At 62.8% G+C, this 24,237-nt stretch carries 18 protein-coding genes, 1 tRNA gene and 2 rRNA genes; 13 read left to right on the top strand and 8 right to left on the bottom strand.

All coding sequences use genetic code 11. The annotated features are described in order from the left end of the window. The first annotated feature begins 9 nt into the window (after window positions 1–9). From EN807_RS08645 to EN807_RS08625, 5 genes are all read left to right on the top strand, one after another. Window positions 10–1,620 carry an ABC transporter substrate-binding protein gene (locus tag EN807_RS08645; protein ID WP_135934607.1) on the top strand — a complete coding sequence of 537 codons (1,611 nt, stop codon included), beginning with the start codon at window positions 10–12 and terminating at the stop codon, window positions 1,618–1,620. Between the two features lie 153 nt (window positions 1,621–1,773). Then, a complete protein-coding gene (locus EN807_RS08640) occupies window positions 1,774–2,760 on the top strand; it encodes an ABC transporter permease (protein ID WP_135934606.1) in 987 nt (328 codons plus the stop codon). Next, a complete protein-coding gene (locus EN807_RS08635) occupies window positions 2,757–3,587 on the top strand; it encodes an ABC transporter permease (RefSeq protein WP_135934605.1) in 831 nt (276 codons plus the stop codon). Before EN807_RS08640 ends, EN807_RS08635 begins: the two co-directional genes overlap by 4 nt. After that, on the top strand, window positions 3,584–4,465 hold the full coding sequence (locus EN807_RS08630) for an ABC transporter ATP-binding protein (RefSeq protein ID WP_189522377.1): 882 nt from the start codon (window positions 3,584–3,586) through the stop codon (window positions 4,463–4,465). Before EN807_RS08635 ends, EN807_RS08630 begins: the two co-directional genes overlap by 4 nt. Next, window positions 4,462–5,268, top strand: coding sequence for an ATP-binding cassette domain-containing protein (locus EN807_RS08625; protein ID WP_189522376.1), 807 nt, complete (start codon window positions 4,462–4,464; stop codon window positions 5,266–5,268). The genes EN807_RS08630 and EN807_RS08625 overlap by 4 nt, the downstream gene beginning before the upstream one ends. Here the strand turns inward: EN807_RS08625 and ggt are convergent. The 4 genes from ggt to EN807_RS08605 all read right to left on the bottom strand — a co-directional run bounded on the left by ggt (window position 5,262) and on the right by EN807_RS08605 (window position 10,188). After that, window positions 5,262–6,848 carry a gamma-glutamyltransferase gene (gene ggt, locus EN807_RS08620; RefSeq protein ID WP_135934604.1) on the bottom strand — a complete coding sequence of 529 codons (1,587 nt, stop codon included), beginning with the start codon at window positions 6,846–6,848 and terminating at the stop codon, window positions 5,262–5,264. The two genes, EN807_RS08625 and ggt, sit on opposite strands and share 7 nt — an antisense overlap. A 127-nt stretch (window positions 6,849–6,975) precedes the next feature. Beyond that, entirely contained in the window at window positions 6,976–7,830 is an 855-nt protein-coding gene (locus EN807_RS08615; protein WP_135934603.1) for a TIGR01459 family HAD-type hydrolase, read from the bottom strand. Next, the gene (locus EN807_RS08610; protein WP_135934602.1) at window positions 7,827–9,143 is read right to left on the bottom strand and encodes an FGGY-family carbohydrate kinase; all 1,317 of its coding nucleotides are present in this window, start codon (window positions 9,141–9,143) and stop codon (window positions 7,827–7,829) included. The genes EN807_RS08615 and EN807_RS08610 overlap by 4 nt, the downstream gene beginning before the upstream one ends. A 1-nt stretch (window position 9,144) precedes the next feature. Further along, window positions 9,145–10,188 (bottom strand): class II aldolase/adducin family protein, encoded by a 1,044-nt coding sequence (locus EN807_RS08605; protein WP_135934601.1) that lies wholly within the window; start codon window positions 10,186–10,188, stop codon window positions 9,145–9,147. Window positions 10,189–10,388: 200 nt separating this feature from the next. Here EN807_RS08605 and EN807_RS08600 point away from each other — a divergent pair, with 200 nt between their 5' ends. The 6 genes from EN807_RS08600 (at window position 10,389) to EN807_RS08575 (ending at window position 17,119) form a co-directional block, all read left to right on the top strand. Next, window positions 10,389–11,171, top strand: a complete 783-nt coding sequence (locus EN807_RS08600) for a DeoR/GlpR family DNA-binding transcription regulator (RefSeq protein WP_127318577.1) — start codon at window positions 10,389–10,391, stop codon at window positions 11,169–11,171. Further along, window positions 11,168–12,547 carry a carbohydrate kinase gene (locus EN807_RS08595; protein ID WP_135934600.1) on the top strand — a complete coding sequence of 460 codons (1,380 nt, stop codon included), beginning with the start codon at window positions 11,168–11,170 and terminating at the stop codon, window positions 12,545–12,547. Before EN807_RS08600 ends, EN807_RS08595 begins: the two co-directional genes overlap by 4 nt. Continuing rightward, window positions 12,544–14,088: a sugar ABC transporter ATP-binding protein gene (locus EN807_RS08590; protein WP_135934599.1), complete on the top strand. Its 1,545-nt coding sequence runs from the start codon at window positions 12,544–12,546 to the stop codon at window positions 14,086–14,088. Before EN807_RS08595 ends, EN807_RS08590 begins: the two co-directional genes overlap by 4 nt. Continuing rightward, a complete protein-coding gene (locus EN807_RS08585) occupies window positions 14,085–15,083 on the top strand; it encodes a ribose ABC transporter permease (protein ID WP_135934598.1) in 999 nt (332 codons plus the stop codon). The genes EN807_RS08590 and EN807_RS08585 overlap by 4 nt, the downstream gene beginning before the upstream one ends. 78 nt (window positions 15,084–15,161) lie before the next feature. Next, complete coding sequence (locus EN807_RS08580; RefSeq protein ID WP_029348335.1) at window positions 15,162–16,100, top strand: ABC transporter substrate-binding protein; 939 nt, start codon at window positions 15,162–15,164, stop codon at window positions 16,098–16,100. Between the two features lie 125 nt (window positions 16,101–16,225). Beyond that, window positions 16,226–17,119 carry a sugar phosphate isomerase/epimerase gene (locus tag EN807_RS08575; protein WP_135934597.1) on the top strand — a complete coding sequence of 298 codons (894 nt, stop codon included), beginning with the start codon at window positions 16,226–16,228 and terminating at the stop codon, window positions 17,117–17,119. A 22-nt stretch (window positions 17,120–17,141) separates the two neighbouring features. Here EN807_RS08575 and uxuA read toward each other — a convergent pair whose 3' ends face one another. After that, a complete protein-coding gene (gene uxuA, locus EN807_RS08570) occupies window positions 17,142–18,326 on the bottom strand; it encodes a mannonate dehydratase (RefSeq protein ID WP_135934596.1) in 1,185 nt (394 codons plus the stop codon). Between the two features lie 75 nt (window positions 18,327–18,401). On the opposite strand from uxuA, the gene EN807_RS08565 reads away from it, so the two are divergent. Next, window positions 18,402–19,187 carry an SDR family oxidoreductase gene (locus EN807_RS08565; RefSeq protein ID WP_135934595.1) on the top strand — a complete coding sequence of 262 codons (786 nt, stop codon included), beginning with the start codon at window positions 18,402–18,404 and terminating at the stop codon, window positions 19,185–19,187. A gap of 206 nt (window positions 19,188–19,393) precedes the next feature. Continuing rightward, on the top strand, window positions 19,394–20,401 hold the full coding sequence (gene ftsZ / locus EN807_RS08560) for a cell division protein FtsZ (protein WP_127318591.1): 1,008 nt from the start codon (window positions 19,394–19,396) through the stop codon (window positions 20,399–20,401). Window positions 20,402–20,630: 229 nt separating this feature from the next. Here ftsZ and EN807_RS08555 read toward each other — a convergent pair. From EN807_RS08555 to EN807_RS08545, 3 genes are all read right to left on the bottom strand, one after another. Next, window positions 20,631–20,707, bottom strand: a tRNA-Met gene (locus EN807_RS08555). Window positions 20,708–20,848: 141 nt separating this feature from the next. Next, window positions 20,849–20,963: ribosomal RNA gene (rrf, locus tag EN807_RS08550) — 5S ribosomal RNA — on the bottom strand. 226 nt (window positions 20,964–21,189) lie between these two features. After that, a 23S ribosomal RNA gene (locus tag EN807_RS08545) occupies window positions 21,190–23,998 on the bottom strand. Between the last annotated feature and the right edge of the window lie 239 nt (window positions 23,999–24,237).

Raw genomic sequence — 24,237 nt, 5'->3', positions numbered from 1 at the left:
AGTTCGATCATGTCAGATTTCACGATTTCCAGACGCACCGTGCTTGCCGGTTCGGCATTCCTGCTGGCTTCGACGGCGCTGCCGACAATCGGCTGGGCACAGACGCCGAAGAAAGGCGGGCGGCTGGTCGTCGCCGCCGATTCCGAGCCGCGCAACCTCAACCCGGCGATCGTCGCTTCCAACGGCGTGTTCTTCATTTCGAGCAAGATCGTGGAAACGCTGGCCGAGGCGTCCTTCGACGGCAAGGACGGGCTCGACCCGCGCCTGGCGATAGGCTGGGAGGGCGCCGCCGATGGCCTGTCGGTGACGTTCAAATTGCGCGAGGGCGTCAAATGGCATGACGGCAAACCCTTCACCTCCGCCGACGTCGCGTTCTCGGCGCTGCAGATCTGGAAGCCGCTGCAGAATCTCGGCCGCACCGTGTTCAAGGATCTGGAGGCGGTCGACACGCCGGACGAACTGACGGCTGTGTTCAAATTCGCCAAGCCGACACCGTTCCAGCTGATCCGCAATGCCTTGCCGGCGCTGAGCAGCGTGGTGCCCAAGCACATCTACGAGACCGGAAAGATCGAAGAGAACCCGGCCAACAACGCGCCCGTTGGTACCGGCCCGTTCAAATTCGCCGAACACAAGTCAGGCGAATATTACCGGCTGGAGAAGAATGCCGGTTATTGGGGCAAGGACCAGCCTTACCTTGACGAGATCATCTATCAGGTGCTGCCCGACCGCACCTCGGCCGCAAGCGCGCTCGAGGCAGAAGAGATTCAGCTCGCCGCCTTTTCCGCGGTGCCGCTGACCGATCTCGACCGCATCTCCAAGGTGTCTGGTCTCAAGGTGATTACCAAGGGTTATGAGGGGCTGACCTATCAGCTCGTCGTCGAGATCAACCATCGCCGCAAGGAACTGGCCGACCTGAAGGTGCGCCAGGCGATCGCCCACGCCATCGACAAGGATTTCGTCGTCAAGACGGTGTTCCTCGGCTACGCCGCCACAGCCACCGGCCCGGTGCCGAAGAACGATCCGCAATTCTATACGACCGACGTGCCGACCTATGCCTTCGATGTGGCCAAGGCCAACGCCCTGCTCGACGAATCCGGCTACAGTAGAGGCGACGACGGCAAGCGCTTTTCGCTGAAACTGCTGCCGGCGCCCTACTTCAACGAAACCAAGCAGTTCGGCGACTATCTGCGCCAGGCGCTCGCCGCCATCGGCATCGACGCCCAGCTGGTCAACAACGACTCGGCCGCGCATATCAAGGCTGTCTACACCGACCACGCTTTCGACCTCGCGGTCGGCCCGCCGGTGTTCCGCGGCGACCCTGCGATCTCGACAACCATTCTGGTGCAGAGCGGCATTCCCGACGGGGTGCCTTTCTCCAACCAGGGCGGCTACAAGGACGACGAACTGGACGCCCTCATCGCCAAGGCGTCCGAGACGCTCGACCCCGCCGAGCGGACGGAACTTTACAAGGAGTTTCAGAAAAAGGTCGCAGCCGACCTGCCGCTGATCAACGTCGCCGAATGGAGCTTCATCAGCGTTATCAGAGATACGGTGGGAAATGTCGCCAACAACCCGCGCTGGGCGGTGTCGAACTGGGCGGACACTTATTTGGAATCGTGACACACTCGCGCGGATGAAAATTCGCAGCGAAGTCGTGGAAACTTGGTCAAATGCCGAGTTCCTTCCCACCCCCCTCTGTCCTGCCGGACAGAGGGGGGTGGGAAGAAACACCGCATCTCCTGGTTACCATTGCGCCGGCTCACCGGCGCCGCCATGACCCGCAGCCTCACCCTCCTTCGCCGTCGCCTCGTCGGCAGCGTCTTCGTACTGCTGATTGTCGTCATCGGCACTTTCCTTTTGCTGGAAGCAGCGCCTGGTGATGCGGTCGACGCCTATATCGCCTCGACCGGCGGCGATGCCGGCATGATCGAACTGCTGCGCCATCTTTGGGGCCTCGACCAGTCGGCGCTGACGCGGCTGGCCAACTATCTCTGGGCGCTGCTGCATCTCGACCTCGGCCAATCGGTGACCTTTTCGCGGCCGATCCGCGACGTCATCCTCGAACGCCTGCCCAACACGCTGCTGTTGATGGGCTGCGCCACCGCGCTCTCCTTCGGGCTCGGCTCGGCACTCGGCATCTATGCCGGCGCCAGGCCCGGCAGCTTTCGCGACCGTTTCCTGTCGATCGGTTCGCTGGCGCTCTATGCCGTTCCCGGCTTCTGGCTCGGGCTGGTGCTGATCATCGTGTTCGCCGTCGACCTGCGCTGGTTCCCGATCGGCGGCATCGAGAGCATCGCGTCGGCCAAGACCGGCCTCGACCGCGCGGTTGATATCGCCAGCCATCTCGTCCTGCCGGTGTCCGCACTCGGCTTCATCTATCTCGCGCTCTACCTGCGCATGATGCGCGCCGGCATGGCCGAGGTCTGGCGACAGGATTTTGTCCTCGCCGCTCGCGCCAAAGGGCTTTCCCGTCGCCGCATCGTGCTCGCCCACGTTGCCCGCAACGCGCTGTTGCCGCTGGTCACCATGCTCGGCCTGCAATCGGCGCAGATGCTCGGCGGCAGCGTCGTCATCGAAAGCGTCTTTTCCGTGCCCGGCCTTGGCCGGCTGGCGCAGGAAGCAGTGGCGGCGCGAGACACGCCGCTGCTGCTCGGCATCATTCTCACCAGCGCCGTTCTGGTTGTCGTGATCAACCTTCTCGTCGACATAGCCTACGCCTTCCTCGATCCGCGCGTCGGCGCCAACGAGGCGAGCGCGTGAACCCGCTTCGCCGCTTTCTTCGGGCGCCGGAAGCGATCGCCGGCGCGATCATCCTGGTGGCGCTGTTTGCCATGGCGCTGTCGGCCTCGCTGTTCTTCCCCGGCGATCCGCAGGCCATTGCCGGGCCGGCATTGCTGCCGCCCTTTCAGGACTGGTCGCTGCCGCTCGGCACCGACCGGCTCGGCCGTGACGTGCTGGCCGAACTTTTCCACGGCGCCCGCACCTCGCTGGCAGTCGGGCTGGCGGCGGCAGCCGCAGCCATTGCCGTCGGCGCGATAGTCGGCACGCTGGCCGGCTTTACCGGCGGCCTCGTCGACGAAATCCTTATGCGCATCACTGACGCCTTCCAGACCGTGCCGAGCTTCCTGCTGGCGCTGGCTTTCGTCAGCGTCGTCGGGCCATCGCTCGGCGTCGTCGTCGCGGCGATAGCGCTCGGCGCATGGACCGGTCCGGCGCGCGTAGCGCGAGCCGAAGTGCTGTCGATCCGCGAGCGCGATTTTGTCGCCGGCGCCCGCGTCATCGGCATGCATCCGCTGGAGATCGCCTTTCGCGAAGTGCTGCCCAACGCATTGCCGCCGGTGCTGGCATTGTCGTCGGTGATCGTCGCCGCGGCGATCCTTACTGAAGCGGCATTGTCCTTCCTCGGTCTCGGCGACCCGAACCGCATGACCTGGGGCGGCATGATCGCCGAAGGTCGCACCGTGCTGCGCGCCGCGCCCTTCCTGTCGATCATTCCGGGCGTAGCGCTCGTGCTGACCGTGCTCGGCGTCTATCTCGCCGGCGAAGGCGTCGTCGAAACGACAGCGGTGAGGAGGAGCCTGTCGTGACGGCACTGCTTTCGATCCGCGATTTGACGGTAAGCTATCGCCGCGATGGCGCCGAGGTGGCGGCGCTGAAACATGTCAGCCTCGATGTCGCCGCCGGCGAGCGCCTCGCCATCATCGGCGAGAGCGGCTCGGGCAAGAGCACGCTGGCGCTGGCCATCGCCGGGCTGCTGCCGGCTTCCTCCAGGATCGACGGCTGCCTTGACTGGTTTTTGCCATCGTCGCCATCCGTTGTTGCCAAGGCACCCCCCTCTGAGGGGGGCGTGAAGGAACGCCGGCCATCCGAATTCATTACCCGGTCCACCCACACCCCCCTCGGCGGCCGCGACATTGGCTTCGTCTTCCAGGACCCATCGGCAAGCCTCGATCCGGTGATGTCGGTCGGCGAGCAGATCGCGGAAGTTGCGCACACGCATCTCCGCCTTACTTGGCCGCAATCCTATGCCTGGGCAAAAACCCTGCTCGAACGCGTCCGCCTGTCCGATCCCGATGCCGCCTTGCGCGCCTATCCGCACCAGCTTTCCGGCGGCCAGAAGCAGCGCGTAGCGATCGCCGCCGCGATCGCGGCAGGTCCGAAACTGCTGATCGCCGATGAGGCGACCAGCGCGTTGGACACCATCGTGCAGGCCGAGATCGTCGCGCTGATCCGGCAATTGGTGGCCGAGGACGGGATGACGCTGCTGTTCGTCAGCCACGACATCGCGCTGGCCACCGAGCTGGCCGAGCGCATCGCCGTGTTCCGGCACGGCGAGCTGGTCGAGCTCGGTGCGACGGCGCAGATCATTGCTAGCCCGCGCCAAGCCTATACAAGAGCGCTGCTCGACGCTCATCTCGGCCTCGACGCCGAACCAATGCTGCGGCCGGCAGGAGCATCGAGGTGAGCCGTCGTCCATTGCTGGCTGTTTCCGGCCTGACCAAACGATATCGTCGCGGCGGCAAGACAATCGCCGCCGTCGATGATGTTTCCTTCGACATCGAGCCCGGCGAGACGCTGGCACTGGCCGGGCCTTCCGGCAGCGGCAAGTCGACCATCGCGCGGCTGCTGCTGCGGCTGATCGAACCGGACGCCGGCCGTATCGAGTTCGAAGGCGGCGATTTCCTGTCCTTGAACGGCGCTGCCTTGCGCGCACGGCGCGCGCGTTTGCAAATAGTGTTCCAGGACCCGCTCGCCGCCTTCAACCCGCGCGCTACGGTAGCGCGCGTGCTCGACGATCCCCTGCGGATCCATGGCGTCGCAACCATATCAGAACGCCCGCGCCGCATCGCCGCTCTGCTCGATCGCGTCGGCCTGAGCGCTGATCTCGCCGGCCGCGCCATCCACGAGATCTCGGGCGGCCAGCGCCAGCGCATCGCGATTGCTCGCGCCATCGCGACAAAGCCGTCGCTGATCGTGCTCGACGAAGCGGTGTCCGCGCTCGACGTATCGGTGCGCCGACAGATCCTGCAATTGCTGCTCGATCTGCAGCGCGAGGAACGGATCGCCTATCTGTTCATTTCGCATGATCTCGGCGTTATCAGCGCCATCGCCCATCGTGTCGTCATCCTCGACGCCGGCCGCGTCGCCGAGAGCGGCAACGCCCGTGCGGTCATCGGTGCCCCGCAATCGACGATCGGCAAGGCGCTGGTGACGGCAGCGCCAAAACTGAACAGGACCAGCACGCAAGGCGCGGCCGATCGTCAGTAACCCAGCGCGCAACCATCCTTGCGTGGATCGGACGCGCCGGTAAGCGTGCCCTTGTCCCAGTCGATCAGCACCAGTTGGCCGCCGCCATGCGGCTCAGTTGGGATGGACACGTCGTGGCCTCGCTCGCGCAGGCCGGCGATCGCCTCGGCCGGAACGCCACGCTCCGCCTCCACTGCGTCCTGGCGGTAAAACACCCTCGGCGCATCCAGCGCCTCCTGCGGGTCCATGCCGAAATCGATAATGTTGGTGAGCAGGTGGACATGGCCGAACGGCTGGTAGCCGCCGCCCATCACGCCGAACGGCATGATCGCCCGGCCCTTGGCTGTCACCATGCCCGGCATGATGGTGTGCATGGGGCGTTTTCCCGGTGCGATGCGGTTTGGGTGGTCCGCCGCCAGGCGGAAGCTGCTGCCGCGGTTCTGCAGGACGACGCCGGTGCTCGGGCCGACCACCCCGCTGCCGAACGAACCAAAGGTCGAGTTGATGAAGCTGACCGCATTACGATCGCGGTCGACCACGGAGATGTAAACGGTATCGCTCGGCTGAAGCTCAAGCCGAGGCAGATGCGTCATCGCACGCGTCGGATCGATCTCGGCGCGGAGCCGGTCCGCATGGGATCTGGACAACAACTGCTCAACCGGAACATGGACGTGGTTCTGGTCGCCGATGAAATTGTCGCGGTCCTGATAGGCAAGCCGCCCAGCCTCGATCTCGAGGTGAAAGCGCTCGGCGCCGTTCGGTTCCAGTGAGCCGAGCGAGCAGCCCGACAGCACATTCAGCATGATCAGTGCCGTCAGCCCCTGGTTGTTCGGCGGCATCTGATGGATGTCGTAGCCTCGGTAGGATGTGCCGACTGGCCTGACATATTCGCCCTGCGTCGCCGCGAAATCCTCGAGCGCATGCAGCCCACCGAGAGCACGCAAACGCGCCACCATGTCGTCGGCGACCTCGCCTTCGTAAAAGCCGGCGCGGCCACGGCGCGAGACGATGCGCAAGGTTTCGGCCAGTTGCGGCTGCCGGTGCAACTCGCCTGCCTGCGGCGCCCTTCCATCCGGCAGAAATATCCGCGCCGCATGTTCGTCAGCGGCCAGCAAGGCAGCACTTTCAGCCCAGTCGAAGGCGACGCGGTCTTGGACGACGTAGCCTTGTTCGGCGTAGCGTATGGCAGGTGCGAGCGCGGCGTCGATGCCCTTTCTGCCGTGATTCTCGAGCAGCCGGCACCAGGCGTCGACGGCGCCCGGCACGGTGACCGCGTGCGGACCGGACTCGGGCAGTTCGACATGCCCCCTGTCCAGATACCATTCAGCCGTCGCTGACGCAGGTGCGCGGCCGGAGCCGTTGAAGGCCAGAACCTCGCCTTGGCCGTTGGGGCAGTAGAGGACGAAACAGTCGCCGCCGATACCGGTCGATTGCGGCTCGACGACCGCCTGCACCGCCGCCGCGCACACGGCTGCATCCATCGCGTTACCGCCGGACCGCAGCATCTCGAGCGCCGCCAGTGTCGCCAGAGGGTGCGATGTCGCGGCCATCGCTTCCGTCGCACGAACCGGCGACCGACCGGGGAGTTGAAAATCACGCATGCAGGATCAATAGCCTCCGACCAACCAGATGTGAACTGGCACCGGCAGCCAAAGGGCTGCGCCACCAAGCACCACGACCGACAGTATCATTGCCGTGGCAGCGCCCAACCCTGGAAAACTGACGGCCTCAATCAGCGAATTTAAAAACATCCGTGGTGTAATCGGGGTAGGCATCCAGACTGTCGAAAAGCTCGGCCAGGTCAGGGGTGTCAGCCAATATTCCGGACAGGACCAGCGCAGTCGCCACGCCGGCGCCAATTCCGCCGGCGATATCGTGTTCGACGCTGTCGCCGACACAGACCACGCTACTTCGGTCCGGGTTGCCCGCCAGCGCCAGCGCGGCGTCGAAGATCGGGGTATAGGGCTTGCCGATACGGGTGACGCTGCCGCCGAGGCTCTCATAGAGATCCGCAAGCTGACCGGCGCCAAAGCGAGGCCCCACGGCGGTCAGCATGATCTTGTCGGGGTTGGTGCAGAAGCACGGCACGTGCCGCATTGCTGCCGGTGCAAAAAGCCTGCGATAGTGATCGATGTCGTAGCGATCGCCCTCACTGGCGGCGATCAGCACCAGCTCGGCATCGTCGCCGTCACCGGTCAACGCGAAAGGCAGGCCTTCAATCGCCGAGCGATCGCCCTCGCGGCTGATCAGCAGGCACTTTGTGTTTGGGCGCAGCGTTCCGGTTACCGCCATTTCGTGAAAGGACCGCCACGCGATCTCGCCGGAGGAGACAAATTGATCCCAGCTTCCTGGTTGGAAGCCGAGCTTCAGCAAGCGGGCTTCGTTGGGCCGCGCGCGCCTGCCCGAGTTTGAGACCAGCACAATCGTCCTGCCTGCGCGCTTCAGCGCCGACAATGCCTCCACGGCGCCCGGATAAGGGTTTGTACCATCGTGCAGCACGCCGAACTGATCGAGCAGGAACACCTGATAGCGCTCGACCAGCGCTCCGATGCCATCGACATGTTCAACTGTCTTCGTGATCACAAAAGCCCCGCTTCGATTGCGCCCATCAGCGCTAGGCGCGCTGTGCCGGCGGCCGCCTCGTCCGAAAGCGCCGGCAGAAAATCGACGCCCAGCTTGCGCTGCCGGATCGCGGTCCAGGCGGCGTTTGCCGCACCGCCGCCGACACTTCTGACCGAGTTCAGCCGAGGCGCGCCGAGCTCGGCAAGCCGGCGATAGCCGAGCGCCTCGATCTCGGCAATGCCCTCCAACATTCCTTTCAGATAGTCGGCGTCGTCCGCCGGCCGCGGCGTCAGACGCGGCGGCAGGGCGGGATCGGCTACCGGGAAGCGTTCGCCGACCGCGGGAAGTGGATAATAGTCGAGGCCCGTCTCCGTCATTGGGTCGATCGCCGCACTCAACTCGATGATGCGCGCGAGGGGAAAATGCTGCGCCAGCACCTTGCCGCCCGAATTCGACGCACCACCCGCCAGATAGGCATCTCCCAACCGGTGACTATAGATTCCGAACTGCGGCGCCGAGATCGGCAGGTCGGAGAGGATCTTGATGGTCAGCGAGGATCCCAGAGCGGTGACGCCGTCGCCAACTGCCGTAGCGCCCGTCGCCAGGAATGACGCGCAGCCATCCGTCGTCCCGGCGACCACGGCGACGTCGCGCGCCAGGCCGAACAAATCCGCGGCGCTCGCGGAGAGCGTTCCCGTGATGTCGCCCGGCTTGACGACGCGAGGCAGGAGTTCCATGCGCATGCCGGTCGCCGCGATCCAGTCCGGCCAGCGCCGGGCCTCGACATCGTAACCGGTTTTCAGAGCATTGTTCTCGTCGCTGATGTCGAAGCGGCCGGAGAACTGTGCCGCGATCCAGTCGGCCTGATGCAGCACCGCGGCAACGCCGGGCTGGCGCTGGAACGACAGCGCCTTGGCGAGACCGGACGTCGCCCCAAGTGCAGCGCTCGCTGCCGGCGCCTCGCGCGCGATCACGGCCAGAATGGCGTCATCGTCAACCTTGTCATTGTACATCAGCGGCTCGGCCAGCGGCCGCCCGGCGCCGTCGACCGGCAGCAGCGTGCCCGAAGTGCCGTCGACGGCAATCGACCGGACCGCCGCGCGATCGATGCCTGAAAGCAGTTCGGTCAGCGCCGCGCCGACCGCTGACCACCACACTGAGGGATCGCGGGCGTTCTGGCCAAATCTGTCGAGTGGGACGGCGGAACGCGCGGCAATCGAAAAGTCCGGGCGCATGGCGACGACGCGCGCACCTGATGTGCCGATGTCGATGCCGATCGAAAGGGGGCCGATCGAAAGCGGGTCGATCGAAAGCGGGCCGATCAAACGCGCCATGTCAGCTGCTGGCTGCATTGAGTTTCTGGCGGTACTGCTCGGCGTCCCAGTTGATCAGTTCGTCGTTCTCGGCGGCGGTCAGATAGTTCAGCTTCGCCGCGACATCGACCCGCGCCGTCACGTCTGCAAGGCAGCGTTGCATGGCGTCGGCGCCGCCACTCGCGTCGCCGCGCATCAGCACGCCAAGCCCGGGGAACAGGATTCCCACCGGTGCACTGTCGCACCGTTCGGTGACACGCTTCACGTCCTCGCCGGGTCTCGCCACGACCGAACCCTGGCCGAGAAAGATGACGTGATCGGGATAGAGGCTGCCCCCCGACGCCATGCGGCAGCTTTCCGGATCGATCGCGGCCGCATGCGCTTCGACATCCGCCGGCAACCTGTAACCGGTGCGTCCGATGAGCGCCGTCAATGCAGCAAGGTTGGGCTCCGCCACCTCGCGGGGCGGCCGCGCCAGCAGCCCTGTGACGCGGCGCAGCAGCGCTTCGGCGCCGGCAACGGTCTCGGCTGCGACGACCAGGCCGTGATTGGCAAGGATCAGCACATCGACCCCAGGCCGAAGGCGCTCGGCAATGCCTTGGGCGAGCGGCAGGCCCGGCCGGCGATAGGGAACATACGCCCATTCGAGACCATCGAGGCGCTTGGCGATTTGAGCCTCGCAGTCGGCCTGCACGGCCAGGGAGATGGTGTCGACACAGTGAACATGCAGAACCACTCGCTGCGGCATCAGGGCGTGAACAGTGGTCTCGATGGACGGGCGCAGCCTGCGTGTGTTGAGCGCCTCGATGGCGAAACCCTGCGGCTGATCGGCGGCTGGGTCGCGCTGTTCGACAGCCCTAAGCAGCGGGGCGATCGCCACGGGAACCATAATGTCTTCGGCGAGCGCATTCTTCAACCAAGTACCGGAAGCCTTGATCCAGAGCGTGTCGCCAGCCTTCAGCGAAGTGTTGCCGCCCGCGGCCTGGGTCAAATGCGGGTCGCGCCCGATGCTGGCCGAAAGCGACCGCAAAGTAGCCAATTCCTGCGCATCCGCATAGTTTGCCATCGAAATTCCTTCACAAACCGGCCGCGTGGCCACGGCTTTGGATATCCCGCTGCCGGGATAAGGAGTGATGCTGGTATCGCAGATACGAGTAAGTTACGTCAATAGTGATCTTATTTCGTCAAATCGAGCTTGCAATCTGATCTGTGTTGAGTAACTTGCACCAATTGCCGTGGCAAAATGGCATTTCGGGAGGGTATCCGTTGAGCGACTCCGGCCGCCAGCGTCAGATCGTCGAGTTGTTGCGGGATCGCCCCTTCGCCTCAGTGCGCGAGCTCCAGGAGCGGCTCGGCGTGTCGGCTGCGACGGTGCGGCGCGACATCGACAAGATCGATGAGGCCGGTGAAGCACGAAAGGTCTATGGCGGCATCTCGGCGCTCGATGGCGCCTCTCAGGCGGGCGTCGCCTATGCCAGGCCCTATGACGAGAACCGCGATCTCGCAGTCGAAGCCAAGCGGCAGATCGCGGCTCTCGCCGCGACCATGGTGCGCGATGGCGACGCCATCATCGTGCATGGCGGTTCGACCTGTTTCCACCTCGGCGCCAAGCTCGCCGACCGCAACATCCGGCTCTACACCAACTCGATGCCGCTCATCGCCTATTTGAGCGACCACGGTCATTGCAGCCTAACCATCGCCGGCGGTGAGCTTCATCGCGAGCCTGGCATCATCCATTCGCTCACCCAGGCGGTGCCGTTCTATGCGTCGAAATTCTTTCTTGGCGCGCAAGGCATCGGCCCGGAGGGCGTGCTGGAATCGCATCCGCTGCTGGTCCGCTCCATCGTCGAACTCAGCCTATGCGCCGACCAGATCGTGGTGCTGGCCGACAGCCGCAAACTGTCGATCCACGCGCGCAACGTCGCGCTGCCTCTGTCCCGCATCGGCACGCTGGTGACCGATGACGGCCTGTCCGATGCCGACGCACGCATGCTCGAAGACGCCGGCGTCATGGTGCGGATCGCCTCTGCCTCTGGAGCCCTGCAGTGAAGGTGGCCGTCCTCGACTTCGGCAAGACCAACTCGAAGCTCTTCGTCTTTGGTCAGGACGGGCAGATTCTCGATGAGCGCCGGACTCAGCCAAACTGGACGCGCAAAGGCGGCTTCAGTGTGCTCGACGAGACAGCCCTTCACGATTGGGCGGCTCGCGCCGTCGGCGAAGCGGTCGACAATCATGGTGTGGAAGGATTGATGGTTTCGGGCCATGGCTGCACCTTTGCCTTGGTCGACAATGCGGCGCTGACGCATCCTATTCTCGACTACGAGCAGGAGCCACCGGCTGAGATCGCTGCGCAGATCGATCGCCGCATTCCGGATTTTGCCGAGACTTTCTCGCCGCTCCTGCCGCTCGGCTTCAACTATGGTCGCCACATGCTGTGGCTGAAGGCGGTGCAACCCAGCACGTTCGATGCCGCGAAATCGATCCTCGGCTATCCGCAATACTGGAGCTGGCGCTTTGGCGGCCGGGCGGTCTCGGAAGTGTCCTATCTCGGCTGTCACTCGCATCTGTGGGCGCCGCGCAAGCGCGATTTCAGTTCGCTGGTCGACGCCGAGGGCTGGCGCGGCCAGATGCCCGCCTTTGAGCGTGCCGGAGCTGTCATCGGCGAGCGGCGCTTCGGCGGGGCAACACGGCCGATTGCCATCCACAACGGTGTCCATGACAGCAATGCGGCGCTCCATGCCTATCGCCGGCAGGAGCTTGGGCCGGTCACAGTCGTCTCGACCGGCACCTGGGTCGTCGTGCTCAACCCGGACTGCCCGCTCGACGCGCTCGACCGCGACCGCGACATGCTGGTCAATGTTGATGTCGATGCTGGCCCGGTGCCGACCATCCGTTTCATGGGCGGCCGTGAATTCGCGACAATCAGCGCCGGCTGGCAAGGCGCAATCGCTCGCTCCTCGGTACAGCAGGTGATCGACGCCGGCATCATGGCGCTGCCTGGTTTCGCCCCGGGCGGGCCGATGCCTGGCCATCCCGGCGAATTGGTCGGGCGCACACCCAACGCGGAGGAGCGCGCGGCTGTGGCGCTGCTCTATGTCGCACTGATGGTCGATCTGTGTCTCGACCTGATCCATTCGAACGATACCGTAATCGTCGATGGCGGGCTGAACAGCGGCGGCGTGCTCGCCGCCCTGCTGGCGCAGCTGCGCCCCGGCCAGTCCTTCATGCAGGGCGCCACGCTGGAGGGCAGCGCCACCGGAGCGGCGGCTCTTGCCTTCGAGAGTGTTGGACGCGAATTTGCCGCCGAGGCGCCGGAGCCGGTGCGCGCCTCCGGCTTCGCTGGTCTTGCTGGCTACCGCGACAGCTGGCGCGGCCTCTCCGGCGATCGAGGCGTCGTTGAAACTGCAGCGCGAGGTGCACGATGACCGCCGCTGCCCAAATCGAGACGGCGCGCCAGCCGATACTGGAGATGCGGCACATCTCCAAGACGTTCGGCCCGATCCGCGCCTTGCAGGACGTGTCGCTGACCGTCCACGCCGGCGAACTGCACGCGCTGATGGGCGAAAACGGCGCCGGCAAGTCGACGCTGATGAAGGTGCTGTCCGGCGCCTATCGGCCGGATCCAGGCGGCGATATCCTGATCGACGGCACACCCGTTGCGACTGGTGACCCGATCAAGGCGCGCGCCAACGGCATTGCGGTCATTTATCAGGAGCTGTCGCTGGCGCCCAACCTGACGGTTGCGCAGAACATCTTCCTCGGCAACGAGCCGAGACGGTTCGGCATCGTCGACCGCAATCAGTGCAATCGGCGCACTGACGAGATCATCGCGCGGCTCGGCGTCTCTTTCTCGGCGCGGGCCTCGGTCTCCAGCCTGTCGCTCGGCGAACGCCAGCTGGTCGAGATCGCTCGCGCGCTGTCGACCAGCGCGCGCATCATCGTCATGGACGAGCCGACCACCTCGCTGACCTCGCGCGAGACGGACAGGTTGTTCGAGGTTATTGCGACGCTGAAGTCGCAGGGCATCGCCATCATCTACATCAGCCACCGGATGGAAGAGGTCTACCAACTAGCCGACCGTGTCAGCGTGCTGCGCGACAGCGGCTATGTCGGCACGCTCGACCGCGCCGATCTGAACGCCTCGCGCCTCGTTTCGATGATGGTTGGCCGTGATCTGTCCGCCTTCTACAAGAAGGATCACCGCCCGCCGGACAGCAAGCGCGCGATCGCACTATCGGTGCAGGGCATGTCGGACGGCAATCTTTTGAAGGACTGTTCCTTCGACCTGCACAAGGGCGAAGTCTTGGCGCTGGCGGGCCTGGTCGGCTCGGGCCGCACCGAGCTCGCACGGCTGATCTTCGGCGCCGACAGGCACACATCAGGCACGCTGGAACTCGACGGCAAGCCGATAGCCATCGGCTCGCCGCGCGAGGCGCTGGACGCCGGCATCGCCTATCTCACCGAAGACCGCAAGGAACTCGGTCTGTTCCTCGACATGTCGATTTCCGACAATATCAGCATGGGCGTGCTCGCAAGGGACGCGCAGGCCGGCGGCTTGCGCGACTTCGCCACGGCCGAAAGGCGCGCCGGCAAGGCCGTTTCCGACCTCTCCATCCGCACCAGGTCGGTGCAGGCCAATGCCGGCTCGCTGTCGGGCGGCAACCAGCAGAAGGTGCTGCTCGCCCGCCTGCTCGAAACCGAGCCGCGGGTCCTCATCCTCGACGAGCCGACTCGCGGCGTCGATGTCGGGGCGAAGTCCGAAATCTACCGGCTGATCGACGATCTCGCCAAGAAGGGCATCGCCATCCTGATGATCTCCAGCGAACTGCCGGAGGTGATCGGCGTCGCCGACCGCGTGCTGGTGATGCGCGACGGCACTATCGTCGGCGAAGTTATGGCATCCGCCGGCCAGCCGCTCAGTCAGGAAGCAATCATGGAACTTGCAACGGGAGCGGCCAAGGGATGACCGACAAGGCAACCGAGATCAGCGCGGGTGACCAGGCGGTCGGCAGGAGCCGGCGGCTGCGCACCGCCTTCGCCGCGCTTGGCATGCTGCCGGTCCTGATCCTGCTGGCGACCGGCTTCCAGATCATGAACCCGCGCTTTCTCACCGAGACCAACCTGTTGATCGTCACGCAGCAGTCGTCGATCAACATCGTGCTCGCGGCCGGCATGACCTTCGTCATCCTGACCGGCGGCATCGACCTGTCCGTCGGCTCCATCCTTGCCGCCTCGGCGATGGTGGCGGTGATGGTGTCGCTGGTGCCGGAGTGGGGCATGCTCGGCGTGCCAGCGGCCATTCTGGTCGGCCTCGGCTTCGGCGTCGTCAATGGGCTGCTCGTCGCCTACATCAAGCTGCCGCCCTTTATCGTCACGCTGGGCTCGCTGACCGCCGTGCGCGGTGTTGCCCGCCTGCTCGGCCAGGACACCACAGTGTTCAACTCTGACCTGCCGTTCGACTTCATCGGCAACGGTTCGCTGTTCGGCATTCCCTGGCTGGTCATCATCGCTCTGTCGGTCGTGGTGCTGTCCTGGCTGGTACTCAAGCGCACCGTGCTCGGCACCTGGATCTATGCCGTCGGCGGCAACGCCGAAGCCGCGCGCCTCACCGGCATCAAGGTGCCGCTGGTGCTGCTCTTCGTCTATGGCGTTTCCGGCCTGCTGGCCGGCCTTGGCGGCGCCATGTCGGCGGCCCGGCTCTATGCGGCCAATGGGCTGCAGCTTGGGCAGTCCTATGAGCTCGACGCCATTGCCGCGGTCATTCTCGGCGGCACCAGCTTTGTCGGCGGCGTCGGTTCGATCTGGGGCACGCTGATCGGCGGGCTGATCATCGCGGTGCTCTCCAATGGGCTCATCTTGGCCGGTGTTTCGGACATCTGGCAGTACATCATCAAGGGATTGGTCATCATCGTGGCGGTCGCCCTCGACCGCTACAGGCTCCAGGCAGGAGCAAGAACGTGATTGACCTTAGTCGCCGGCGTCAACGACCCGGTTTCATGTAACGCACCGTGAGAGGCGCGGGGCATCAGGAGGAAAACAATGAAGACCATCGCTAAACTGCTCTGCGGCGTTGCCCTTGCGGCCGTCGTCATCGCACCGGCTTCGGCCAAGGATCTGAACAAGGTCGGCATCTCGGTCGGCCTGCTCGGCAACCCGTTCTTCGTCGCCACCATCAAGGGCATCGAGGACGCCGCCAAGAAGATCAACCCTAATGTCGAGGTGACGTCGGTGTCGGCCGACTACGACCTCAACAAGCAGGTCTCGCAGGTCGACTCCTTCATCGCCGCCGGCGTCGACGTGATCATGCTCAACGCCGTCGATGCCAAGGCGATCGCACCGGCGGTGAAGAAGGCGCAGGCGGCGGGCATCGTGGTTGCCGCTTTCGATGTTTCGGCGCCGGGCGCCGACGTCACAGTGATGACCAACAACGTCAAGGCCGGCGAAGCGGCTTGCCAGTATCTGGTCGACCATACCGGCGGCAAGGGTGACTATGTCATCCTGAACGGCCCGGCATCGTCGTCGATCCTGGAGCGGGTGAAGGGCTGCAAGGACGTGCTGGCGAAGCACCCGGATATCAAGATCCTCTCCGACGACCAGAATGCCGAAGGCTCGCGCGACGGCGGCCTCAAGGTGTTCCAGTCGCTGCTGACCCGTTTCGACAAGATCGACGCAGTGTTCGCCATCAACGATCCGACAGCGATCGGCGCCCAGCTTGCGGCCAAGCAGCTCAACCGCTCGGAGTTCATCTTCACCGCGGTCGACGGCGCGCCCGATATCGAGAAGGAACTCTCTTCCGGCACCTCGATGATCAAGGCCTCGGCCTCGCAAGATCCTTACGTCATGGCTGGCCAGTCGCTGCAGATGGCGGCCGAAGTGCTCGCCGGCAAAAAGCCGGCCGAGGCGACGGTGCTGCTCGACCCGCAGCTGATCACGGCCGAGAACCTGAAGGACTACAAGGGCTGGACGGCGGCCCGCTAGCTTAGAGCCTCCCAAGGCTGGTGCGGCCGGGACGACCGGCCGCACCGTTTTTTGTTTGAGCATCGGATTTTTCCCAAAACGGTCCCACTTTTGGGTCCGATGCTCTCGAGCAGCAGGAGACGATCATGTCGCGCATTGGAATCCATTCTTTCGTCTGGTCGGCGAGCTCGGCGCAAGGCGACCTCGAGCGGACGCTGGCCAACACCAAAGAGGCCGGCTTCGACCTGATCGAATTCTCCTATCTCGACCCCGCCAATGTCGACATTGGCGGGCTGGCCAATCGCATCGCCGAGCTCGATCTCGGCGTGGCGATCAGCATCGGACTGCCGGCCGACGGCGACATTTCAAGCGCCGACAAGGCGATTGCGGCGCACGGCGTCGAAATCCTGAAACGTACGATCGCGCTCACCCGCGATCTCGGCGGCCGGAAGGTCGCCGGCATCCTCAGCACCAGCCACGGATTGCAGACTGAGGCGCCGACTCGCGATCAATGGAACCGCAGTGCTGCCACGCTCGCCAAGGTCGCGGAGACCGCCAAGGCCGCCGGCGTCACGCTCAACCTCGAGATCGTCAACCGCTTCGAGAGCAATCTGCTCAACACCGCCGCACAAGGGCTAGCCTTCATCGAGGACACCGGCTCAGACAACATCTTCCTGCATCTCGACACTTTCCACATGAATATCGAGGAGGCTGATGTCGGGCTGGCCATCCGCCACGCCGCGAAGAAGATCGGCTATGTCCATATCGGCGAGAGCCATCGCGGCTTCCTCGGCACCGGCAACATCGACTTCGCGGCGATCCTCGATGCGCTGACCGCGATCGGCTATAGCGACGACCTCAGCTTCGAATCCTTCTCATCGGAGATCGTCGACGAGAACCTGTCGAAGAAAACCGCCATCTGGCGCAATCTGTGGACCGACAATATGGAACTGGCGCGGCATGCGCGCCGCTTCATAGCCATCGGGCTGGAGACGGCACGGCGCAAGGCCGAGCTTGTTTCATCAAGCCATAGACCTTAGCACCACTTCCCGTTTGCGATCCTCAGGCCAGATCAAAACGTTCCACGGCGCGCATGATGCCGCGCAGTTCGGCGAGGCCCTTCAGCCGGCCGATCAATGAGTAGCCGGGGTTGATCCTGGTCTTGCCGATATCGTCGGCGAGCAGATGGCCATGATCAGGACGCATGGGAATCCGCCAGTCGGCGCGGCCTTCCCTACTGCGGCGCGCTTCTTCCTGCATCAAAGCGAGGATGACATGCGTCATGTCGGTGCCGCCCTCCAGATGCTCGGCTTCATGGAAGGAGCCGTCATCCTCGATGGTCACATTGCGCAGATGGACGAAATGGATCCGGTCGGCGAATTCCTTGACCATGCCGACAATGTCGTTGTCTGCGCGCGTACCGTAGGAGCCGGTGCAGAATGTCAGGCCGTTCGCCGGACTGCCGACGGCGCTGAGGATGAAACGCGCGTCCTCGGCGGTCGAAACGACCCGTGGCAAGCCATAAAGCGAGAATGGCGGGTCGTCGGGATGGATGCACATGCGCACTCCCTCCTGCTCGGCCACCGGAATGATCTCGCGCAAAAACCAGGCGAGATTGTCGCGCAATTCCTTCGGCCCGATCGAGTCATATTCCGCCAATGCCTCGCGAAAACTGTCCCTGACGTAGCTGCGCTCGGTCGCCGGCAGGCCGGCAATGAGATTGCGCTCGATCCTGTCGATCTGCTCTTCGCTCAGTTCCTTCAGTCGCGATTCCGCTTCGGCGATACGCACCGCGCTGTAGCTGGCTTCGGCATTCCTGCGCTTCAGGACGAACAGGTCGTACGCGGCAAAATCAATCGCATCGAACCGCAGGGCGTAGCCCGTCGTTGGAAGACGATACGCAAGGTCGGTGCGGGTCCAGTCGACCACAGGCATGAAATTGTAGCAGATGGTCTTTATGCCGGCTTTCGCCAGCGCACGGATCGTGTCCTTGTACCAGCCAACATAGCGAACCCGTTCCGCCGAGCCGATCTTGATCGAATTGTGGACGGGAATGCTCTCCACGACAGACCAGGTCAGCCCTTCGGCCTCGATGATCCGCTTGCGCTCGAGGATGTCCGTCAAAGGCCAGGCGCGGCCGTCATAGATATTATGCAGGGCGGATACAACGCCCGTGGCTCCGGCCTGCTTGACATGATCGAGCGTTACCGGGTCGTCAGGGCCATACCAGCGCCAGCATTGTTCCATCGAGGCTTTCCTTTGCGATAAAACAGAACCGTATTGTTGGGCCACAATGGAAGTCAAATTAAAGGAGTTTGCGCAATGAAGGATTTCGACGGCAAGATCGCTCTGGTGACGGGGACGACCGGGATCGGCCTGGCAACTGCCAGACGTCTTGCGGCGGGCGGCGCGGCGATCATCGCCTGCGGCATCGACCGCGCGGCCAACGCTGCGATAACAGCGGATCTGGACAGCTCCGGCGCCAAGGCGCTGGTCATGGCCGTCGACGTCTCCGTGCCGGATCAGGTTCGCGACGCGGTCACGGCCGGTGTCGAGCGGTTCGGCGGCCTCGATGTCATCGTCAATTCCGCGGCGGTCCATCCGTATGGAACGGCGACCAGCACCGATTTCGACACCTGGAACCAGGCGATGTCCGTCAATGTCGGCTCGATCTACCTGACCGCGCATTTCGGTATTCCCGAGATGATGAAGAGAGGCGGCGGCGCCATCGTCAACGTGGCTTCGGTGCAGGGCTTCGCCTGCCAGCAGAACGTCGCCGCCTATGCTACGACCAAGGGCGCCATCCACACCCTGACGCGCTCTCTGGCGCTTGACTACGCGCGCTCCGGCATTCGCGTCAATTCCGTCAGCCCGGGCTCGATCCGCACCCCGATCCTGGAAAAGGCGGCGCGCGGCGAGAATGGCACCGACGCCGATGTCGAGGCCGCCTACAGGCGCTTCGGCGAAGCCCACCCCATCGGGCGCATCGGCGAGCCGGAGGAAGTGGCGGAACTCATCGCCTTTCTGTGTTCGTCGAAAGCCGGGTTCTGCACCGGTGCGGACTACAGGATCGATGGCGGCCTGACGGCCGGCATCGCCGTCAAGTAGAACAGGAAGATCGGTCTCGGCCGGCAAACCAATGGCGCTTAACATGCGCGAGTTTGCATACTGCACTTGCAGCCGGTTCAACCGTCTGATTCCCTTGGTTACGCTGGGCTGTCCTGATTCGCTCACTGTCCAAAGTCTTAGCAGTGCGCCAGGAGTAAGCCTTCCACCGACCGCTGCGCTGGCGCCTTCAAGGGGAGAGACGGCAAATGAATACTGCAACGAGGCCGGCAATCTCGGAGATGAGGCCCAAAATATCCGTCATCGGGGTTGGCGGCGGTGGCGGCAACGCCATCAACAACATGATCGCCGAAGGCTTGCAGGGCACCGAATTTATCGTCGCCAACACCGATGCCCAGGCGCTCACCATGTCGAAGGCAACGCGGCTGATCCAGTTGGGAGCGCACGTCACGGAAGGCCTTGGTGCAGGATCCCTGCCCGAGGTCGGCCATGCCGCGGCCGTGGAATCGATCGACGAAATCATGGACCATCTTGCGGGAACGCATATGTGTTTCGTGACCGCGGGTATGGGAGGCGGAACTGGAACTGGTGCAGCACCGGTCATAGCGCAGGCCGCGCGCAACGCGGGAATACTGACCGTGGCCGTCGTCACCAAGCCGTTCGTCTTCGAAGGGAACCGTCGAATGCATGCCGCCAATGAGGGCATCGAGCGGCTGCGCGAAAGCGCCGATACCGTCATCGTCATCCCGAACCAGAACCTCTTCAGGATCGCCGATGCCAGGACGACCTTCGCGGACGCGTTCGCCATGGCGGACCGCGTCCTCTATGCCGGCGTCGGCTGCATCACCGATCTCATCGTCAAGGAAGGGCTGATCAATCTCGACTTTGCCGATGTGAAGTCGGTGATGCGCGACATGGGTCGCGCGATGATGGGAACCGGCGAAGCCACCGGGGAGGACCGCGCCAGGAAGGCGGCCGAAGCAGCGATCGCAAACCCGCTTCTCGACGAAGCTTCGATGATGGGCGCCAAGGGCGTCCTTGTCTCGATATCGGGTGGCACTGATATGACGCTGTTCGAGGTCGACGAAGCCGCCACCCGCATCCGCGAGGAGGTCGACGCCGACGCCGATATCATCGTCGGCGCCATTTTCGACAAGGCGCTCGCCGGAAAATTCAGGGTGTCGGTCGTTGCGACGGGATTGCGGCGCGGGCTCGAGATACCGCTGACGGCGGGGTTGGAAAGCCGTGTGAATTGAGCGGCAAAAGGAAATTCAGGCGTCGCAGCGCCGGTTGGAATGTCGGGCGAGCAAGTGGCGGGCATCAAAGAAAAACCCCAGCAACCATTCGAGATTGCTGGGGGCTTATGTCGAGACTGGTTGCCGGAAAAATGTGACTTTCTCTGTCCCGCTGCGTCGGCTTTCAAACTCGACCGCGGCAGGCCGCAAACGCAAACGGCCCGCACTGAGGCGGGCCGTTTTGTGGATTTGGTTGCGGGGACAGGATTTGAACCTGTGACCTTCAGGTTATGAGCCTGACGAGCTACCGGGCTGCTCCACCCCGCGTCAACTTTTCAAGCAAGTCAGCGCTTTACTTAGGTACAAGTTCCGCCAAATGAAAGGGCCGCTTGCGCGGCCCGAGCTCGCGATTGGCGGGCCTGTTTTGTAAGGAGAAGAATTTGGATTCTTGCGACGTGCGTTTTGCAGACCTGGCAGCGACCTACTCTCCCGCGTCTTGAGACGAAGTACCATCAGCGCTGGAGCGTTTCACGGCCGAGTTCGGAATGGGATCGGGTGCAGCCGCTCCGCCATAACCACCAGGTCGGCAAAGCGCACGTTGCTCGAGAAGCTGTTTTTTCGTGCCTGGCGTCGCGGTTTTCGGACGCAGTCCGCAAGCGCGACCGCGCGTCCGAGCCTTTGCGAGGCCCTGCCCGGAGGCGTCGGCGAAGCCGACTGCCGCGAGGGCAAACAACCATCAGGCGACAATCCTTTGGATTGCGCCGACGACAATCCTTTGGATTGCGCCGAGATGGGCATAAGGAATGAGAACGATCAAGCCGATCGAACTATTAGTACCGGTAAGCTTCAAGCGTTGCCGCTCTTCCACACCCGGCCTATCAACGTGGTCGTCTTCCACGGTTCTCAGGGAATACTCGTTTTAAGGTGGGTTTCCCGCTTAGATGCCTTCAGCGGTTATCCCGTCCGGATATAGCTACCCTGCTATGCGGCTGGCGCCACAACAGGTCCACCAGAGATCCGTCCATCCCGGTCCTCTCGTACTAGGGACAGATCCTTTCAATATTCCTACACCCACGGCAGATAGGGACCGAACTGTCTCACGACGTTCTGAACCCAACTCACGTACCGCTTTAAATGGCGAACAGCCATACCCTTGGGACCTGCTCCAGCCCCAGGATGCGATGAGTCGACATCGAGGTGCCAAACAACCCCGTCGATATGGACTCTTGGGGGTCATCAGCCTGTTATCCCCGGCGTACCTTTTATCCGTTGAGCGATGGCCCTTCCACGCGGGACCACCGGATCACTATGACCGACTTTCGTCTCTGCTCGACTTGTCAGTCTCGCAGTCAGGCAGGCTTATGCCATTGCACTCAGCGAACGATTTCCGACCGTTCTGAGCCCACCATCGCGCGCCTCCGTTACTCTTTAGGAGGCGACCGCCCCAGTCAAACTACCCACCATACATTGTCCCGGACCCGGATAACGGGCCGCGGTTAGACATCCATAGTGATAAGGGTGGTATTTCAAGGGTGGCTCCACCTGAGCTGGCGCCCAGGTTTCAAAGCCTACCACCTATCCTACACATGCCACTACGAATGCCAATGTAAAGCTATAGTAAAGGTGCACGGGGTCTTTCCGTCTAACCGCAGGAACCCCGCATCTTCACGGGGAATTCAATTTCACTGAGTCTATGCTGGAGACAGCGGGGAAGTCGTTACGCCATTCGTGCAGGTCGGAACTTACCCGACAAGGAATTTCGCTACCTTAGGACCGTTATAGTTACGGCCGCCGTTTACTGGGGCTTCGATTCAGAGCTTGCACCCCTCCTCTTAACCTTCCAGCACCGGGCAGGCGTCAGACCCTATACGTCGTCTTGCGACTTCGCAGAGCCCTGTGTTTTTGATAAACAGTCGCTACCCCCTGGTCTGTGCCACCCTCCTCCACTTGCGTGGAAAAGGGTCACGCTTCTTCCGAAGTTACGCGTGCAATTTGCCGAGTTCCTTCAGCATAGTTCTCTCAAGCGCCTTGGTATACTCTACCAGTCCACCAGTGTCGGTTTCGGGTACGGTCTATAAGGAGGAGCTATTTCCTGGAACCACGCAGCAGCCCTTTCAATCCGATAAGATTGGACTACCTCAATGATCCGTCACTTCCTCCAGGCCCACGAATATTAACGTGGTTCCCATCGTCTACGCATTTCTGCCTCGACTTAGGGGCCGGCTAACCCTGCTCAGATTAGCTTTAAGCAGGAACCCTTGGACTTTCGGCGGGGGAGTCTCTCACTCCCCTTACGTTACTCATGTCAGCATTCGCACTTCTGATACCTCCACCACCCCTCACGGGTATGGCTTCATCAGCTTACAGAACGCTCCGCTACCGCAGCGTAATCCCGAAGGATTATCGCCACCCTAAGCTTCGGTGTATGGCTTGAGCCCCGTTACATTTTCGGCGCAAAGACCCTTATTTAGACCAGTGAGCTGTTACGCTTTCTTTAAATGATGGCTGCTTCTAAGCCAACATCCTGGTTGTTTTGGGATCCTCACATCCTTTCCCACTTAGCCATAACTTGGGGACCTTAGCTGTAGGTCAGGGTTGTTTCCCTTTTCACGACGGACGTTAGCACCCGCCGTGTGTCTGCCGACTAGTACTCCCAGGTATTCGGAGTTTGGTTAGGTTTGGTAATCCGGTGAGGACCCCTAGCCCATCCAGTGCTCTACCCCCTGGGGTATTCGGTCGACGCTCTACCTAAATAGATTTCGCGGAGAACCAGCTATTTCCGAGTTTGATTGGCCTTTCACCCCTAGCCACAAGTCATCCCGAACTATTGCAACAGTTATGGGTTCGGTCCTCCAGTAAGTGTTACCTTACCTTCAACCTGCTCATGGCTAGATCACTCGGTTTCGGGTCTAATGCGACGAACTGAACGCCCTGTTCAGACTCGCTTTCGCTGCGCCTACACCTAGCGGTTTAAGCTTGCTCGTCACACTAAGTCGCTGACCCATTATACAAAAGGTACGTGGTCACCCTTGCGGGCTCCCACTGTTTGTAGGCAATCGGTTTCAGGTACTCTTTCACTCCCCTTGTCGGGGTGCTTTTCACCTCTCCCTCACGGTACTAGTTCGCTATCGGTCATGCACGAGTACTTAGGCTTGGAGGGTGGTCCCCCCAATTTCAGACAGGATTTCACGTGTCCCGCCTTACTCGAGGACGATGATTTGCATTACGCGTACGGGGCTGTCACCCACTATGGCCCTACTTTCCAGAAGGTTCCGCTTGTCTCATCATCGCCACTGGCCTGGTCCGGGTTCGCTCGCCACTACTGCCGGAGTCTCGGTTGATGTCCTTTCCTACGGGTACTTAGATGTTTCAGTTCCCCGCGTTCGCCACTTTATCCCTATGTATTCAGGATAAGTTACCTATTATCGATACTTGGAAACCACAGCAGCAAGTTGCCCTGCTGCTCTGATTTTCCAAGCACCTTAGGTGGGTTTCCCCATTCGGAAATCTACGGATCAAAGGGTATTCGCACCTCCCCGTAGCTTATCGCAGCGTATCACGTCCTTCATCGCCTGTGCATGCCAAGGCATCCACCAATTGCCCTTAAGACACTTGATCGTTCTCATTGCCAATACCCACCGCGCGATCTCGAAGAGATCGTCGCTTCAGCGCGATCCGAAGGATCGTCGCTTCAGCCAAATCCTGTGCAGAATTCGGCTTGATGTTATTGGCACAAAAAGACCAGCTTCTCGAGATCGGTTCGAGGGTGCGGTTAGGCAAACCCATCATATGCGGGAGATTGAGCGTCTCCCGCGACAAATCACACCCCTTGCGGGCTATGAAGTTCGAACAAATCT

This window comes from Mesorhizobium sp. M5C.F.Ca.ET.164.01.1.1 (genome assembly GCF_004792125.1).
Classification (GTDB): Bacteria; Pseudomonadota; Alphaproteobacteria; order Rhizobiales; family Rhizobiaceae; genus Mesorhizobium; species Mesorhizobium wenxiniae.
This window is presented reverse-complemented; position numbering and strand designations above follow the sequence as displayed.

Coding starts and splice junctions, on each gene's coding strand:
- EN807_RS08590 (WP_135934599.1), top strand. CDS start 12,544: ATGACCGCCGCTGCCCAAATCGAGACGGCGCGCCAGCCGATACTGGAG.
- EN807_RS08585 (WP_135934598.1), top strand. CDS start 14,085: ATGACCGACAAGGCAACCGAGATCAGCGCGGGTGACCAGGCGGTCGGC.
- EN807_RS08605 (WP_135934601.1), bottom strand. CDS start 10,188: ATGGCAAACTATGCGGATGCGCAGGAATTGGCTACTTTGCGGTCGCTT.
- EN807_RS08610 (WP_135934602.1), bottom strand. CDS start 9,143: ATGGCGCGTTTGATCGGCCCGCTTTCGATCGACCCGCTTTCGATCGGC.
- EN807_RS08645 (WP_135934607.1), top strand. CDS start 10: ATGTCAGATTTCACGATTTCCAGACGCACCGTGCTTGCCGGTTCGGCA.
- EN807_RS08575 (WP_135934597.1), top strand. CDS start 16,226: ATGTCGCGCATTGGAATCCATTCTTTCGTCTGGTCGGCGAGCTCGGCG.
- EN807_RS08565 (WP_135934595.1), top strand. CDS start 18,402: ATGAAGGATTTCGACGGCAAGATCGCTCTGGTGACGGGGACGACCGGG.
- EN807_RS08640 (WP_135934606.1), top strand. CDS start 1,774: ATGACCCGCAGCCTCACCCTCCTTCGCCGTCGCCTCGTCGGCAGCGTC.
- ftsZ (WP_127318591.1), top strand. CDS start 19,394: ATGAATACTGCAACGAGGCCGGCAATCTCGGAGATGAGGCCCAAAATA.
- uxuA (WP_135934596.1), bottom strand. CDS start 18,326: ATGGAACAATGCTGGCGCTGGTATGGCCCTGACGACCCGGTAACGCTC.
- EN807_RS08580 (WP_029348335.1), top strand. CDS start 15,162: ATGAAGACCATCGCTAAACTGCTCTGCGGCGTTGCCCTTGCGGCCGTC.
- ggt (WP_135934604.1), bottom strand. CDS start 6,848: ATGCGTGATTTTCAACTCCCCGGTCGGTCGCCGGTTCGTGCGACGGAA.